14 protein-coding genes are annotated in these 14,755 nt (G+C 68.8%); 4 read left to right on the forward strand and 10 right to left on the reverse strand.

Features of this window, described 5'->3' with window-relative positions; all coding sequences use genetic code 11:
* Window positions 1–22: 22 nt before the first annotated feature.
* The 5 genes from BOX17_RS15905 to BOX17_RS15925 all read right to left on the reverse strand — a co-directional run bounded on the left by BOX17_RS15905 (window position 23) and on the right by BOX17_RS15925 (window position 5,274).
* Window positions 23–1,528 (reverse strand): fumarate hydratase, encoded by a 1,506-nt coding sequence (locus BOX17_RS15905; protein WP_071946286.1) that lies wholly within the window; start codon window positions 1,526–1,528, stop codon window positions 23–25.
* Between the two features lie 179 nt (window positions 1,529–1,707).
* Window positions 1,708–2,532 (reverse strand): endonuclease VIII, encoded by an 825-nt coding sequence (nei, locus tag BOX17_RS15910; RefSeq protein ID WP_071946287.1) that lies wholly within the window; start codon window positions 2,530–2,532, stop codon window positions 1,708–1,710.
* Window positions 2,533–2,544: 12 nt separating this feature from the next.
* Complete coding sequence (gene uvrB, locus BOX17_RS15915) at window positions 2,545–4,572, reverse strand: excinuclease ABC subunit UvrB (RefSeq protein ID WP_071946288.1); 2,028 nt, start codon at window positions 4,570–4,572, stop codon at window positions 2,545–2,547.
* 67 nt (window positions 4,573–4,639) lie between these two features.
* Window positions 4,640–5,077, reverse strand: a complete 438-nt coding sequence (locus BOX17_RS15920; RefSeq protein WP_071946289.1) for an OsmC family protein — start codon at window positions 5,075–5,077, stop codon at window positions 4,640–4,642.
* On the reverse strand, window positions 5,077–5,274 hold the full coding sequence (locus tag BOX17_RS15925) for a hypothetical protein (protein WP_071946290.1): 198 nt from the start codon (window positions 5,272–5,274) through the stop codon (window positions 5,077–5,079). Before BOX17_RS15925 ends, BOX17_RS15920 begins: the two co-directional genes overlap by 1 nt.
* Before the next feature lie 161 nt (window positions 5,275–5,435).
* On the opposite strand from BOX17_RS15925, the gene ygfZ reads away from it, so the two are divergent.
* Window positions 5,436–6,470, forward strand: a complete 1,035-nt coding sequence (gene ygfZ / locus BOX17_RS15930; protein ID WP_083582195.1) for a CAF17-like 4Fe-4S cluster assembly/insertion protein YgfZ — start codon at window positions 5,436–5,438, stop codon at window positions 6,468–6,470.
* Here the strand turns inward: ygfZ and BOX17_RS15935 are convergent.
* From BOX17_RS15935 to BOX17_RS15945, 3 genes are all read right to left on the reverse strand, one after another.
* Window positions 6,463–7,230, reverse strand: coding sequence for a TatD family hydrolase (locus tag BOX17_RS15935; RefSeq protein ID WP_071946291.1), 768 nt, complete (start codon window positions 7,228–7,230; stop codon window positions 6,463–6,465). The genes ygfZ and BOX17_RS15935 overlap by 8 nt on opposite strands.
* Window positions 7,231–7,467: 237 nt before the next feature.
* Window positions 7,468–9,057 (reverse strand): peptide chain release factor 3, encoded by a 1,590-nt coding sequence (locus BOX17_RS15940; RefSeq protein WP_071946292.1) that lies wholly within the window; start codon window positions 9,055–9,057, stop codon window positions 7,468–7,470.
* 121 nt (window positions 9,058–9,178) lie between these two features.
* The gene (locus BOX17_RS15945) at window positions 9,179–9,691 is read right to left on the reverse strand and encodes a DUF6647 family protein (RefSeq protein ID WP_071946293.1); all 513 of its coding nucleotides are present in this window, start codon (window positions 9,689–9,691) and stop codon (window positions 9,179–9,181) included.
* Between the two features lie 265 nt (window positions 9,692–9,956).
* Here BOX17_RS15945 and BOX17_RS15950 point away from each other — a divergent pair, with 265 nt between their 5' ends.
* Together BOX17_RS15950 and BOX17_RS15955 are read left to right on the forward strand one after the other, a co-directional pair.
* Window positions 9,957–10,448 carry a CIA30 family protein gene (locus tag BOX17_RS15950; protein ID WP_083582196.1) on the forward strand — a complete coding sequence of 164 codons (492 nt, stop codon included), beginning with the start codon at window positions 9,957–9,959 and terminating at the stop codon, window positions 10,446–10,448.
* Window positions 10,445–10,849, forward strand: a complete 405-nt coding sequence (locus tag BOX17_RS15955; protein WP_083582197.1) for a DCC1-like thiol-disulfide oxidoreductase family protein — start codon at window positions 10,445–10,447, stop codon at window positions 10,847–10,849. Before BOX17_RS15950 ends, BOX17_RS15955 begins: the two co-directional genes overlap by 4 nt.
* 77 nt (window positions 10,850–10,926) lie before the next feature.
* On the opposite strand, the gene BOX17_RS15960 is transcribed toward BOX17_RS15955, so the two are convergent.
* Entirely contained in the window at window positions 10,927–11,592 is a 666-nt protein-coding gene (locus tag BOX17_RS15960; RefSeq protein WP_071946297.1) for an SDR family oxidoreductase, read from the reverse strand.
* 97 nt (window positions 11,593–11,689) lie between these two features.
* Window positions 11,690–12,499 (reverse strand): 2,5-didehydrogluconate reductase DkgB, encoded by an 810-nt coding sequence (gene dkgB / locus BOX17_RS15965; RefSeq protein ID WP_071946299.1) that lies wholly within the window; start codon window positions 12,497–12,499, stop codon window positions 11,690–11,692.
* 371 nt (window positions 12,500–12,870) lie between these two features.
* Between dkgB and ftsH the strand changes: the two genes are divergently transcribed.
* On the forward strand, window positions 12,871–14,709 hold the full coding sequence (gene ftsH / locus BOX17_RS15970) for an ATP-dependent zinc metalloprotease FtsH (protein ID WP_071946301.1): 1,839 nt from the start codon (window positions 12,871–12,873) through the stop codon (window positions 14,707–14,709).
* Window positions 14,710–14,755 lie beyond the last annotated feature (46 nt).

Here is a 14,755-nt window from a genome sequence, read left to right on the forward strand (position 1 = left end):
TCGCGGCGTTCCGGGCGAGGGATCAGGCGCGCTCGGCGATGATCTCCTTCCACTTGGCGGGCCCGGTCTGGTGCACCGAGGTGCCCTGGCTGTCGACCGCCACGGTCACCGGCATGTCCTCCACCTCGAACTCGTAGATGGCCTCCATGCCCAGATCCTCGAAGCCGACCACGCGGGCCTTCTTGATCGCCTGGGCGACCAGGTAGGCGGAGCCCCCCACGGCCATCAGGTAGACCGCCTGGTTGTCGCGGATCGCCTCGATGGCCGCCTCGCCCCGCTCGGCCTTGCCGACCATGCCCAAGAGGCCGGTCTCCTCCAGCATGGTGCGGGTGAACTTGTCCATGCGTGTGGCGGTGGTCGGGCCGGCCGGACCGACCACCTCGTCGCGCACCGGGTCCACCGGGCCCACGTAATAGATGAAGCGGCCCTTCATGTCCACCGGCAGCGGCTCGCCCTTGGCGATCATGTCGACCATGCGCTTGTGGGCGGCGTCACGGCCGGTGAGCAGCTTGCCGTTGAGCAGCAGGGTGTCGCCGGGCTGCCAGGTCTTGACCTCCTCGGGAGTCACGTGGTCGAGGTCGACGCGCTTGACGTTGTCGCCCGCCTCGCGGGTGATCTCCGGCCAGTCCTCGAGCTTCGGCGCGGGCAGCGCCGCGGGGCCGCTGCCGTCCAGGGTGAAGTGGGCATGGCGGGTGGCGGCACAGTTGGGGATGATCGCCACCGGCTTGTTGGCGGCATGGGTCGGATAGTCCTTGACCTTGATGTCCAGCACCGTGGTCAGACCGCCCAGCCCCTGGGCGCCAATGCCGCTCTGGTTGACCTTGTCGAACAGCTCCAGGCGCAGCTCCTCGGCCCGGGTGGAGGCGCCGCGCGCCTGCAGGTCCTGGATGTCGATGGGATCGAGCAGCGCTTCCTTGGCGAGTTCCATGGCCTTCTCGGCGGTGCCGCCGATGCCGATGCCCAGCATGCCGGGCGGGCACCAGCCGGCGCCCATCTTGGGCAGCTGCTCCATGACCCAGTCGACCACGTTGTCCGACGGGTTGAGCATGGCAAACTTGGACTTGGCCTCGCTGCCGCCGCCCTTGGCCGCTACGTGCACCTCGACGGTGTCGCCGGGCACCAGCTTGTGATGGATGACCGCCGGGGTGTTGTCCTTGGTGTTCGCCCGCTTGCCGTCCGGGTCGGCCAGCACCGAGGCGCGCAGCACGTTGTCCGGCAGCTGGTAGGCACGGCGAACGCCCTCGTTGACCATGTCGTCGAGGCTCATGTCGGCCTCGAAGCGCACGTTCATGCCGACATGGACGAAGACCGTGACGATGCCGGTGTCCTGGCAGATCGGGCGCTTGCCGAAGGCGCACATCCGGGAGTTGATCAGGATCTGGGCGATGGCGTCCTTGGCCGCCGGGTTCTCTTCCCGCTCGTAGGCCGCCGCCATGGCGTCGATGAAGTCCTTCGGGTGGTAATAGGAGATGTACTGCAGGGCATCGGCGACGCTCTGGATCAGGTCGTCCTGGCGAATCACGGTCATGGGCAAGGAACTCCTTGGCGTTGTCGGCATGCCCACCTCGGGGCGCGTTCCGGCGCGGGTGGGCTCGAACGGCCGGCATTATACCCCAGCTCCTTGGCCTCCCGGCAGTGGCTACCACGAAAGCCGAAGCCGCTATGGGTATTTGCCAATGATAGATAACGGTATAAAAATGATGCTCATCATCGGGCGGGCTGACAGCGGGGACAGAGATAGAGCCGCCGGGAGGCCAGCGTGACCCGCTCGATGCTTGTGCCGCAGGCGTGGCACGGCAGGCCGTCGCGTTCGAACACGGCGAAGCGCCAGTGGCGTCGCCTGGCGCCCCGGGCCCGGTCGGTGGCGGCCCAATCGTCGCGGTTGGTCACCCCCGCCTGGTCGTAGGCCTGGCGGGTCACCGCCAAAACACAGACCGCCAGTCGACCCAGGGCGCCCTCCTCCAGGTCCGCCGGCCGGGACGCGTGGTGCAGGCCAGCGAAGAACAGGATCTCGCTGCGCAGGTAGTTGCCGGTGCCGGCGAACAGCGACTGGTCGAGCAGCAGTCCGCCCAGGCCGCGACGCCGGAAGCGCGGCTCGAGCAGCCTGTCCCGGGCGTACGCCTCCGTCACGCCGTGGGTCAGCAGGTCGGGGCCGAGCCGGGACAGGAAGGGGTGATCCTTAAGGGTCGCCTCGTCCCACAGCGAGACGTCCGAGGCGCTGTAGAGGCTGGCCGCCCTGCCCTCCGCCACCAGGCGGACCCGCAGCGACCGGCCGGTGTCCGGCTCGCGCTCGGCGTCATGCAGCTTCCAGACGCCGTAGAGCTGGTTGTGGGAATAGAGCACGCGACCATCATCGAAGCGGGTCAGCAGCGCCTTGCCCCAGCTGTCCACGGCCGTGACCTCGCGCCCGATCAGTGAGGCGGCCTGCCCCGCCAGGTCGGGAAAGGCGAACCAGGCGTGGTCGAGGCGCCGGCCGGCGAGCTGGCGATGCACGCGGTCGGCGGCGCGCCGGATCTCCGGGCCTTCCGGCATGGCAGGCGCCCGTCAGGCGGAGCCCAGGAGCAGCTGGCGCTCCTTGAGCTCGTGCAGCCGGTCGCGCATGCGGGCCGCGTCCTCGAACTCCAGGTTCTGCGCCGCCTCGTGCATGGCATCCTCGACCCGGGAGACCTCCTTGAGCAGTTCCTGGGGCGACAGCTCGGCGGGATCGTAGACGGCCTCGCGCTCGGCCACCTTGCGCTCGCCGCGGCGCCCCTTGCCCTTCTTGCCGGGGGCCTGGGCGGCCTCCATGATGTCGGCCACCGAGCGCGTCACCGTGGTCGGCGTGATGCCGTGGGCCTCGTTGTGGGCGACCTGCTTGGCGCGACGCCGCTCTGTCTCGTCCATGGCCCGGCGCATGGAGTCGGTCACCCGGTCGCCGTAGAGGATCGCCTTGCCGTGGGCGTTGCGCGCGGCGCGCCCCATGGTCTGGATCAGCGAGCGCTCGTTGCGCAGGAAGCCCTCCTTGTCGGCATCGAGGATCGCCACCAGCGAGACCTCGGGGATGTCGAGCCCCTCGCGCAGCAGGTTGATCCCCACCAGGACGTCGAACTTGCCGAGACGCAGGTCGCGGATGATCTCCACCCGCTCCACGGTGTCGATGTCGGAATGCAGGTAGCGCACCCGCACGCCGTGCTCGTCCAGGTACTCGGTGAGGTCCTCGGCCATGCGCTTGGTCAGGGTGGTGACCAGCACGCGCTCCCCCACCTCGCTGCGCAGGTGGATCTCCGACAGCAGGTCGTCCACCTGGGTGGAGGCCGGGCGCACCTCGATCTCCGGGTCCAGCAGGCCGGTCGGGCGCACCACCTGCTCGACCACCTGCCCGGCATGCTCGGCCTCGTAGGGGCCGGGCGTGGCGGAGACGAAGACCGTCTGGGGAGAGATCCGCTCCCACTCGTCGAACTTCATCGGACGGTTGTCCAGCGCCGAGGGCAGGCGGAACCCGTACTCCACCAGGGTCTCCTTGCGGGAGCGGTCGCCCTTGTACATGCCGCCCACCTGGGGAACGCTGACGTGGGACTCGTCGATGAACAGCAGGGCGTCACTGGGCAGGTAGTCGAAGAAGGTGGGCGGCGGCTCGCCGGGCTGGCGCCCGGAGAGGTAGCGCGAGTAGTTCTCGATGCCGTTGCAGTAGCCCAGCTCCAGCATCATCTCGATGTCGTAGAGGGTGCGCTGCTCCAGGCGTTGGGCCTCGACCAGCTTGTCCTGCCGGCGCAGCTGGTCGAGCCGTTCCACCAGTTCGGCCTTGATCTCGTCGATGGCGCCGAGGATGGTCTCCCGCGGCGTCACGTAGTGCGACTTGGGGTAGATCGTCATGCGCGGCACCTTGCCCCGCACCTCGCCGGTGAGCGGATCGAACAGGCTGATGGTATCGATCTCGTCGTCGAAGAGCTCGACGCGCACCGCCTCGTCCTCGGCATCGGCCGGGAAGATGTCGATCACGTCACCGCGCACCCGGTAGGTGCCGCGCTTGAAGTCCATGTCGTTGCGCGTGTACTGCAGTTCCGCCAGGCGGCGCAGGAACTTGCGCTGGTCGATCAGCTCGCCGCGGGTGAAGTGCAGGCGCATCTTCAGGTACTGGTCGGGGTCGCCCAGGCCGTAGATCGCCGACACCGACACCACGATGATGGCGTCGCGACGCTCCAGCAGCGCCTTGGTGGCCGAGAGGCGCATCTGCTCGATGTGGTCGTTGATGGAGGCATCCTTCTCGATGAAGGTGTCCGACGACGGCACGTAGGCCTCGGGCTGGTAGTAGTCGTAGTAGGAGACGAAGTACTCGACGGCGTTGTCGGGGAAGAACGACTTGAACTCGCCGTAGAGCTGCGCCGCCAGGGTCTTGTTGGGCGCCATGACGATGGTCGGACGCTGCAGGTGCTCGACCACGTTGGCCATGGTGAAGGTCTTGCCGGAGCCGGTCACGCCCAGCAGCGTCTGGTGGGCCAGCCCCGATTCGAGCCCGCTGATCAGGCCCTGGATGGCCGTGGGCTGGTCACCGGCGGGCCGGAACTTGGACTGCAGACGAAAGGGCTTGCTCATGGCGGCTCCGATGACGAACCGGGCGCCGTCGGGGCGCCCGGGAGTGAAACGACGCCGGGCGCGGGATTCAGGCGTCGGCGCTGTTGTTGACGCTGAGGTCGGCGGTACGGGTGGTCACCTCCACGGTGGAGGTGGTCATCAGGCGATGGATCGGGCACTTGTGGCTGATTTCCTCCAGCCGGACCCGCTGCTCGGGATCGTCGATGCCGTGGAAGGTCATCACCACCTCCAGCCGGTAGGTCCCGTGGCGCTCCTGGCTGTCGTCGCGGTTTACCGTGACGCTCACCCCCTCCAGCGGCCATTTCTTGCGCCGGGCGTACATCATGGAGGTGATCGCCTTGCAGGCGCCCAGGGACAGGTCGAAGTAGTCATGGGGGTCCGGGGCGCTGCCCTCGCCGCCGTAGGCTTCGGGCACGTCCACGAACAGATCCTCGAACCCGTCCAGTTCGACCCGCTGGCGGTAGATATGGTTGCGCTCGCTGACGACTTCAATGGTCTTCTTCATCACTTCACCTCGATACCCAGCTTGAGAGCATCCACCGCCTTGATCAGCGCCTCGCGGCGGGCCTTGCCCTCGACCTCCGCGCCGTGGCGGCCGACCTCGACACTGTCGACCCCGTCGAGCATCATCAGGGCGGTGGTGATGCGGTTGACCTGGTCGGCGTTTTCGACTCCCTCGAAGCTCAGTGACTGATGGGCCATGGGCGCCTCCTGACATGGCGTGGATGGACGGTCTGACTGTGGAAACAGGCCCCGAGTCTAGCACGCCACCCGGGCGCCGGGCAGCGCTTGCAATGCCGCCCCATCGCCCGCATCTAGACGGCAGGATCATGCACGACACCGAACCACGAGGAGCCCCGCAGATGATGGACTGGATCGCTGCCACCGGCGGCCGGCAGGAGGCCGGTCACCGGGTGATGTTCGAGACGCCCGATGCGCCACGGGTCGCCCTGGACACCACGGTGATGACGCCGCTCGCCCACCTCGGGGTGCTGGACGTCGAGGGGCCCGATGCCGAGCGCTTCCTGCAGGGCCAGACCAGCGCCCAGGTGTCGCTGGCCGACGGCGCCTTCGCGCCGCTGACCTGCTTCTGCACCCCCAAGGGCCGCGTGCTGGCGAACGCGGAGCTGATGCGCGTCGCCCCGGCCCACTACCGCCTGGTGATGCATGCGAGCCTGGTGCCCTCCCTGGCCGAGCACCTGAAGAAGTTCGCCGCCTTCTACAAGGCCGAGCTGAAGGTGCGCGATGACCTGGCCCTGCTCGGGCTGATCGGCCGCGAGGCCGCGGCCCTGGCCGAGGTGCGCTTCGATGCGCCGCCGCTCCGGCCCTGGCACCAGGCCGGCGACGAGCAGATACAGCTGCTGGCCCACCCGGGGCCGCGCCCGCGCCTGCTGATCTGCCTGCCGAGCGACCGGGTCGAGGGGGACTGGCAGTGGCTCAGGGAGCACGCCACGCCGGTGGACAACGCCGTCTGGCGGCTGCACGACATCCAGGCGGGGCTCGCCTGGCTCGATGCCGATCAGCGCGATACCTACCTGCCGCAGATGATCAACTGGGAGGCACTCGGCGGCATCAGCTTCAAGAAGGGCTGCTACACCGGCCAGGAGGTGGTCGCCCGCGCCCACTTCCGCGGCCAGGTGAAGAAGCGCCTGGTGCGCGCCCAGCTCGACGGCGGCCTGCTGCCGGAACCCGGCAGCGCCATCGAGGACGCCGACGACAAGCGGCTCGGCGAGGTGCTCTGCGCCGAGCTCGATGCCTACGGCGAGGCCGAGGTGCTGGCGGTGATGAGCACCAGGGAGCCCGCCCTGCCCCTGCGCTGCGCCGGCCAGAAGCTCAAGCTGCTGAAGCTGCCCTACCCGGTGGAACGGCTGGACCCGGAAGCGCTGGCGGTCAAGTAGTAGGGAGCCCGAACAGCCGACGCGCGGTGGCGGTGCTGGCCGCCGCCACCTGCCGTGCCGACTGGCCGCGAAGCTCGGCCACCGCGCGGCATACCTCGGCGACCCGGGCCGGCTCGTTGCGCTCCCCCTGGTGGCCGGCCAGCGGCATGTCGGGGCTGTCGGTCTCCAACACGTAGCCATCCTTCGGCAGGGAGGCCACGGCCCGATGCACGCGCCTGGCCCGGTCGAAGGTGACCGCCCCGCCGAGCCCCAGCGTGAAGCCGAGATCGAGGAAGACGCGCGCCTGCTCGGGAGAGCCGGCGAAGGCGTGGATCAGCCCGCCGGCCGGCAGGTCGAGCTGTCGCAGTCGCTTGGCCACCTGGTCGTTGGCCCGCACGCAGTGGATCACCACGGGAAGCGAGCGCGCCTTTGCCAGGCGCAGCTGGGCGTCGAAGAGCGTCCACTGGGCGTCGAGGGTCTCGTCGAAGCGGGCATCGATGCCGCACTCTCCCACCGCCACCACCTCCGGATGGCGATCGAGCGCCGCGTCCAGCGCCTCGAGGTCATCCTCCCGGTGCTCCGTCATGAAATAGGGATGCAGCCCCAGGCAGACGGCGACGTCGTCGCGCGCCCCCAGCGCCAGCACGCGCCCCCAGCGCTGCCGGGTCGTCCCCGGCACCACGAAACGCGTGACGCCCACGGCCCTGGCCCGCTCGATTACCGCCTCGCGGTCGGCATCGAAGTCGGGGAAGTCCAGGTGGCAGTGGGCGTCAATGAGCATAGGGGCAAGCTATAAGGAGCAAGGAGCAAGGAGCAAGGAGCAAGGAGCAAGGACAAGATACCTTTACTGCATTGCTGAATGTGAGGGGCGCCGGGGACAGGCCGAAGAGGAGGTCATTTGCCATGGAAGGCAAATGTAGCGCCCAGGGAGGGGTTCACAGCGCCTCCTCGATGGTCCGGCACCCCGGGGCCTGGCCCCGGTTCAGCCCCGACCGGGACTGCACTGGCACTAGCGCAATCAGTGCTCCCGCGTCGGCTGGAAGCGGATCTCCGGCCAGCGCTCCTGGGTCATCTGCAGGTTCACGCGCGTGGGGGCGATGTAGGTCAGGTAGCCGCCCCCGTCGATGGCCAGGTTGGTGCTGGCCTTGCGCTTGAACTCCTCGAGCTTCTTGGCATCGTCGCAGTAGACCCAGCGCGCGGTGTTGACGTTCACGCCCTCGTAGACGGCCTCGACCTTGTACTCCTCCTTCAGGCGGTGGGCGACCACGTCGAACTGCAGGGTGCCCACGGCGCCGAGGATCAGGTCGTTGTTGTCCATCGGCATGAAGACCTGGGTCGCGCCCTCCTCGGAGAGCTGCTGGAGGCCCTTCTGCAGCGCCTTCATCTTCAGCGGGTCCTTGAGGCGCACGCGCTTGAAGAGCTCCGGGGCGAAGTGCGGGATGCCGGTGAAGCGCATGTCCTCGCCCTGGGTGAAGGTATCGCCGATCTGGATGGTGCCGTGGTTGTGCAGGCCGATGATGTCGCCCGGCCAGGCCTCCTCCACGTGGGAGCGATCAGAGGCCATGAAGGTCAGGGCGTCGGCGATCTTCACGTCCTTGCCGATGCGCACGTGACGCATCTTCATGTTCTTCTCGTACTTGCCAGAGCAGACCCGCAGGAAGGCGATCCGGTCGCGGTGGTTCGGGTCCATGTTTGCCTGGATCTTGAAGACGAAGCCGGTGAAGCGGCCGTCGTCCGCCTCCACCATGCGGGTATCGGTCTCCCGCGGCTGGGGCGGCGGCGCATACTCCACGAAGCCGTCGAGCATCTCGCGCACCCCGAAGTTGCCCATGGCGGTACCGAAGTAGACCGGCGTCAGCTCGCCGCGCAGGTAGGCCTCGTGGTCGAAGGGGTGGGAGGCTCCGCGCACCAGCTCGACCTCCATGCGCAGCTCCTCGGCCTGGTCCTCGCCCAGCACCTCGTCCACCTCGGGGTTGTCGAGCCCCTCGATGCGACGGTCCTCGGGGATGCGGTTGCCCTGCCCCTGGGTGTAGAGGTGGATGGTGTCGTTGTAGAGGTGGTAGACGCCCCGGAAGTGGCGTCCCATGCCGATCGGCCAGGTCATGGGGGCACACTGGATGTTGAGCACCTCCTCGACCTCGTCCATCACCTCCACAGGGTCGCGGATGTCGCGGTCCATCTTGTTGACGAAGGTGAGGATGGGCGTGGTGCGCAGGCGACAGACCTCCATCAACTTGATGGTCCGCGCCTCGACGCCCTTCGCGCCGTCGATCACCATCAGCGCCGAGTCCACCGCGGTCAGGGTCCGGTAGGTGTCCTCGGAGAAGTCCTCGTGGCCCGGGGTGTCGAGCAGGTTGACGATGCGCCCCCCGTAGGGGAACTGCATCACCGAGGTGGTCACCGAGATGCCCCGCTCCTGCTCCATCTTCATCCAGTCGGAGGTGGCGTGACGGTCGTCACGCTTGCTCTTGACCGAGCCGGCCAGCTGGATGGCGTTGCCGAACAGCAGCATCTTCTCGGTGATGGTGGTCTTGCCGGCGTCGGGGTGCGAGATGATCGCGAAGGTTCTGCGCAGCCCGACTTCACGGGCCAGGGTGGGGTTTGACATCAATGCGGTGCCTGATCGGGACGCGAATGGGAATGCGAAAGGCCGACATGATACCGCGACAGGCCGGTGGCCTGCATCCTGAAGCGCCGAGAGGCCCGTCGGCTCCCTTCGCGGGCGAGGGCTAGCGGGTGCTGCGTTCGATGATGCGAAGGGTCTTCTCGTCGATGCCCAGGGCACCCCACGGGTCGTCGACGCCCGCCTCCTCGAGCCAGCGCAGCTGCAGCCGATAGGCCTGCCCCTCCAGGCGTCCCCGGTCGCGGGCGTCGATGTGCTCCCGGTTGTGGACCTGGAAATGGTGCACCAGCTCGTGGAGCAGGTAGCTGCGCCCGACGGGCGACCCGAGGTCGAAGTCGAGATCCAGGTAGATGTTGCCCTCCGCTGGGTCATAGGCTCCCCTCACCCGGACGTCCAGTCTGTCGGGGAAGGCCGGGAAGCAGCGGTGCTGAAGGGCGGCCTGGCTCTCGAAGCGGATCCCCGGCAGATCGGGTTCTTCGTACGCGGTGCGCGCCCCGAGCCAGGCACTCTGCTCCCGGACGATCCGCGCCAGCGCCGCGGCCATGTCGTCGCCGGAAGATGACGAGACGACCGGGGCCACGGGAAGCGCCAGCAGCAGGGCCAGCAGCCAGATCGCCAACGGGCGACACCGGGGCGACGGCGGCGAGAACCTGCCCGGGGACAGGACGGTGGCGGCGAGGAAAGGCGACATCTTGCACCTCTCGGCTTCCAGGGAGGGAGGGGGCCGGTGACGGTGCCTGGTGCGCCGTCACCAGGGCGGTACCTCGCCAGTCTAGCTGCCGGGCGCCGGCAGCGCTCCCGGTGGCCATGCGTGCGCATCTGGCCAGGGAGCGACAGGCACGTCATCCTGTCCCTCTGCCCCACCCACCATGCGAGGACACGCCATGTCACTGAGGGTCGATTTCCGGGAGGCCGAGGAGGCCGGCCGCTGGCATGCCGTCAACGATGGCGTCATGGGCGGCGTCTCCCAGGGAGGGCTGCACGTCGAGGAGGGCCTCGGGGTCTTTGCCGGGCGCCTCTCCCTCGACCACGGTGGGGGCTTCGCCTCGGTGCGCCGGGAGCGCGGCGACCCGGCCCTGGACGAGGCCCACGGGATGCGCCTGCGGGTCCGCGGCGACGGACGCACCTACCAGCTGCGACTGCGCGCCGACCGGCTCCCCGAGGGCGCGGCCTACCGCGCCCGCTTCGCCACCTCGGGCGACTGGCAGACCCTCGACCTGCCCTGGAGCGACTTCGAGGCGGTCTACCGGGGCCGGCGGCTGGACGACGCTCCCCCGCTCGCGCCGGAGGAGATTCGCCAGCTGGGCTTTCTGATCGCCGACCGCCGGGAGGGGGACTTCCGGCTGGAGATCGCCACCCTGGAGGCGCTGGCATGACGCCACAGGAGCGGTCACGGCCCCCCATGATGCTGGTCTACGACGGCCAGTGCCCGATGTGCCGGCAGTTCGTGCGTCTGCAGCGGCTGCGTCGAGACGTCGGCGAGGTGGAGCTGGTCGATGCCCGGCAGGAGAGCGCCGCCCGCCGCGAACTGAGCGAGCGGGGGATCGACCTGGACGAGGGCTTCGCCCTGCGGATCGGCGAGCAGTGGATGCACGGCAGCGAGGCCCTGCATCGCCTGGCCCTGATGAGCACCGGCAGCGGCCTCTTCAACCGGCTGATGGCCCGGCTCTTCGCCTCCCCGAGCCGTACCGCCCGGCTCTACCCCTGGCTGCGGGCCGGCCGGGCGGTGCTGCTGCGCCTGCTGCGGCGCGGGCCCATCGACAATCTCCGGCGCTGATCACCGCTGGCGTCTAGCCGAGCAGGTGATCGAGGCGCCTCACCCGAGCTCTGTCCCGATGGACTGTACCGGGACTTCTACCAGGGCAGTGGCTCGCCGTTGCTGTGCCAGAAGCCGCCGCTGGTCTCCAGCGTCAGCGCCTCGATGCGCGCGGCGATGCCCTGGGCGGCCTCGTCCGGGGTGATCAGCCCCCCGAAGTTGACCATGCGGGTCTGCACGTAGCCCGGATGGAGCTGGGCCACGGCGATGCCCCGGGGCGCCAGGTCCATCGCCAGCGACTTGCCGAAGGCGTTGAGCGCCGCCTTGGACGCCCGATAGCCGTAGCGGCCGCCGGAGTCGTTGTCGGCGATCGAGCCCATGCGGCTGGTGATGTTGGCGATCTTGGCGCCCTCTCCCAGGCACGGCAGCAGTGCCTCGGTCACCCGCAGCGGGGCGTAGGCGTTGATCTCCATCTGCGCACGGATGGCGTCGAAGTCGAGCGCGCCCAGCGACTCGTCGTGGAGCATCCCGGCGTTGTTGATCAGCAGGTCCAGCGACTCCCCCGCCAGCGCCTCGGCGAGTCGCGCGACGTCCGCCTCGCGGGTGACGTTGATGCCGTCGATGACCCGGGTGGCCACCTCGGAAAGTTCGTCGGAGCCGCGGCGGCAGACGCCGATCACCTGCCAGCCCGCCTGTTGATAATGGCGCGCCAGCGCCAGCCCGACGCCGCGATTGGCGCCCGTGATCAGTACGGTGGAAGCCATGTCATCTCCTTTCGATAGCATCTCCTTCGAAGACATCTCCTTCGAAGAAAGAGGGAACCGGCCCGCGAGGTGCGGCCCAAAAAAGCGCCGGCCAGGATCAGTCCCAGTCGGGGGCGAAGCCGGGGTCGGCGATGCGCTCGCCGCGCTCCAGGCCGGCGATGGCCTCGAGCTCGTCCTCGCTCAGGGTGAGGTCCAGGGCGGCGAGGTTGCCGGCCAGGTGATCGCGCTTGGTGGAGGACGGGATGGTCACCACGCCGCGGGCCCGGGTCCAGGCCAGGGCCACCTGGGCCGGCGTGGCCTCGTGGGCCTCGGCGATGCGCTTGAGCGTCGCATCCTCCATCACCTTGCCCACGGCCAGCGGCATGTAGCCGGTCACCGTCAGACCGCGAGACTGGCAGTGCGCCACCACGTCGCGGTTCTGCAGGAAGGGATGGACCTCGACCTGGTTGGTGAGCAGCGCCTCCGGGCCGAGGATCTCCAGGGCCTGGTCGACCTGGGCGATGGTGAAGTTGGAGACCCCGATATGGCGCGCCTGGCCCGCCTGCTGCACCTCGCGCAGGGCGTTCAGGTAATCGGCCATGGGCACGGCGTCGTCCGGCGACGGCCAGTGGATCAGCAGCAGGTCGACGTAATCGGTGCCGAGCCTGTCCAGGCTCTCGCGCACGCTGGCCTTGAGCGAGGCGGGCTCTAGCCGGTCGTGCCATACCTTGGTGGTCAGGAAGAGCGACTCGCGCGGCACGTCGCTCTCGGCGATGGCGGCCCCCACGTCCTGCTCGTTCTCGTACATCTGGGCGGTGTCGATATGCCGATAGCCCAGGTCCAGGGCGTCGTGGATCACCTGCTTGAGGGTGTCGCCCTTCAGGCGGAAGGTGCCCAGGCCAGGGTTGGGCAGCGAGGTCGTGCTCATGGAATCTCCCTCTTCGTCGCGTGCGGTATCCGTGTCTGTCCAGTCTAGGTGCGGGGGGACGCGCCGATTTCAAGGGCCCCTTCTCTGCGACTGGACGAGCTGGGGGGCTGGCGGCGGGCTTTCCTCGCCTTTAACACGGCCTTCAACACGGCCTTCAACACGGCCTTCACCACGCGGCCTTCGCCCGCGCCGTTCCGGGGCCCTACCGCCGGGAGACGCGCACCTCGTGGATGAGGCTACCCCGTTGACGGGACCGTGATTGACCCGAGGCACCCCCGCCCGCCGGGGCCTGGCCTACACTGGAGGCCATCGTCATGGCATCCGGCCGCGTTCGCCCCCCCGCGGACCCGGCCCCCGCAGGAGAAATCGGCATGGAACCCAATCATCGCTTCAACGTGGTCTACGTGTTGATCGCCATGATGCTCTTCCTGACATTCCAGAACGTCTATCACAACTGGCGGACCACCGATCCCATCCCCTACTCGGAATTCACCCGGCTGCTGGAGGAGGGCCGGATCGCCGAGGTGGAGGTCTCCGACGACCGGCTCACCGGGACCTTTGCCTCGCCCCAGGCCGACGGGCGCACCGCCTTCACCACGAACCGCGTCGACCCCGACCTGGCTGAGCGTCTGTCGCAGCACGACATCACCTTCGACGGCCGCGCCAAGAACCCCTTCCTGACCGTGCTGCTGTCGTGGTTCATCCCGCTGGTCCTGCTGTTCGTCATCTGGTCCTTCCTGATCCGCCGCATGACCGGAGGCGGCGGTGTCGGCGGCATGATGTCGATCGGTAAGTCCAAGGCCAAGGTCTACGTCGAGACGTCCACCAAGGTGACCTTCGAGGATGTCGCCGGGGTGGACGAGGCCAAGAACGAGCTCCAGGAGGTCGTGGCCTTCCTGCGCGACCCCGAGCGCTACGGCCGTCTCGGCGCCCATATCCCCAAGGGCATTCTTCTGGTCGGTCCGCCCGGTACCGGCAAGACCCTGCTGGCCCGGGCCGTGGCGGGCGAGGCCGGCGTGCCCTTCTTCTCCATCTCCGGCTCGGAGTTCGTCGAGATGTTCGTCGGGGTAGGCGCCGCCCGGGTCAGAGACCTCTTCGAACAGGCCTCCAAGGCCAAGCCCTGCATCATCTTCATCGACGAGCTGGATGCGCTGGGACGGGCGCGCGTACCGGGCGCCATGGGGGGGCAGGACGAGAAGGAGCAGACGCTCAACCAGCTGCTCTCCGAGCTCGACGGCTTCGACCCCTCCACGGGCATCGTGCTGCTGGCCGCCACCAACCGGCCGGAGATCCTCGACCCCGCCCTGCTGCGCGCCGGCCGCTTCGACCGCCAGGTGCTTGTGGACCGCCCCGAGCGCAAGGGACGGATGCAGATTCTGCAAGTACACATCAACAAGATCCGCGCCCTGGCCCCCGACGTTGACCTCGACCACATCGCCTCGCTGACCCCGGGCTTCACCGGCGCCGACCTCGCCAACCTCGTCAACGAGGCGGCCCTGCTCGCCACCCGCCGCGACAGCGAGACAGTCGGGATGGAGGACTTCACCAACGCCATCGAGCGCATCGTCGCCGGCCTCGAGAAGAAGAGCCGGCTGCTCAATGCCCACGAGCGCGCGGTGGTCGCCCACCACGAGATGGGCCATGCCCTGGTGGCCGCCTCCCTGCCGGGCATGGACCCGGTGCACAAGGTGTCGATCATCCCCCGCGGGGTCGGCGCCCTGGGCTATACCATCCAGCGGCCCACCGAGGACCGCTTCCTGCAGACGACCAGCGACCTGAAATACCGCATGGCCGTGCTGATGGGCGGGCGCGCCGCCGAGCAGCTGATCTTCGAGGAGATCTCCACCGGCGCCGCCGACGACCTGGCCAAGGTCACCGAGATCGCCCGGGACATGGCGACCCGCTTCGGGATGGCCAGCGAGGCCGACCAGGTGGTCTACGAGAAGGACCGCCAGGCCTTCCTGGGCGAGACCTACACCACCACCCATCCCCACGACTACTCCGAGGACACCGCCCGGGAGATCGACCTCTCGGTGCGCCAGCTGGTCGATGAGGCCTACGCCCTGGCCCGGCAGACCCTGACCGAACGGCGCCAGGACCTCGAGACCGGCGCCGCCCTGCTGCTCGAGCGCGAGACACTCACCGCCGACGAGTACCCGCCGATGCAGCCGTCGCATCCCGCCGAGCGCGACGCCGCCACCGGCACGTGATGCCCCTGCTCCGGCAACAGGGGAGGTCTCGAGATGTTCTCGAGGC

This window comes from Halomonas aestuarii, from assembly GCF_001886615.1.
Classification (GTDB): domain Bacteria; phylum Pseudomonadota; class Gammaproteobacteria; order Pseudomonadales; family Halomonadaceae; genus Halomonas; species Halomonas aestuarii.

Bases quoted from the DNA above. Each gene is read 5' to 3' on its own strand.
- ftsH (WP_071946301.1), top strand. From the start codon at position 12,871: ATGGAACCCAATCATCGCTTCAACGTGGTCTACGTGTTGATCGCCATG.
- nei (WP_071946287.1), bottom strand. From the start codon at position 2,532: ATGCCGGAAGGCCCGGAGATCCGGCGCGCCGCCGACCGCGTGCATCGC.
- BOX17_RS15920 (WP_071946289.1), bottom strand. From the start codon at position 5,077: ATGAAGAAGACCATTGAAGTCGTCAGCGAGCGCAACCATATCTACCGC.
- BOX17_RS15935 (WP_071946291.1), bottom strand. From the start codon at position 7,230: ATGCTCATTGACGCCCACTGCCACCTGGACTTCCCCGACTTCGATGCC.
- BOX17_RS15925 (WP_071946290.1), bottom strand. From the start codon at position 5,274: ATGGCCCATCAGTCACTGAGCTTCGAGGGAGTCGAAAACGCCGACCAG.
- BOX17_RS15950 (WP_083582196.1), top strand. From the start codon at position 9,957: ATGTCACTGAGGGTCGATTTCCGGGAGGCCGAGGAGGCCGGCCGCTGG.
- BOX17_RS15940 (WP_071946292.1), bottom strand. From the start codon at position 9,057: ATGTCAAACCCCACCCTGGCCCGTGAAGTCGGGCTGCGCAGAACCTTC.
- BOX17_RS15960 (WP_071946297.1), bottom strand. From the start codon at position 11,592: ATGGCTTCCACCGTACTGATCACGGGCGCCAATCGCGGCGTCGGGCTG.
- BOX17_RS15905 (WP_071946286.1), bottom strand. From the start codon at position 1,528: ATGACCGTGATTCGCCAGGACGACCTGATCCAGAGCGTCGCCGATGCC.
- BOX17_RS15955 (WP_083582197.1), top strand. From the start codon at position 10,445: ATGACGCCACAGGAGCGGTCACGGCCCCCCATGATGCTGGTCTACGAC.
- uvrB (WP_071946288.1), bottom strand. From the start codon at position 4,572: ATGAGCAAGCCCTTTCGTCTGCAGTCCAAGTTCCGGCCCGCCGGTGAC.
- dkgB (WP_071946299.1), bottom strand. From the start codon at position 12,499: ATGAGCACGACCTCGCTGCCCAACCCTGGCCTGGGCACCTTCCGCCTG.
- ygfZ (WP_083582195.1), top strand. From the start codon at position 5,436: ATGATGGACTGGATCGCTGCCACCGGCGGCCGGCAGGAGGCCGGTCAC.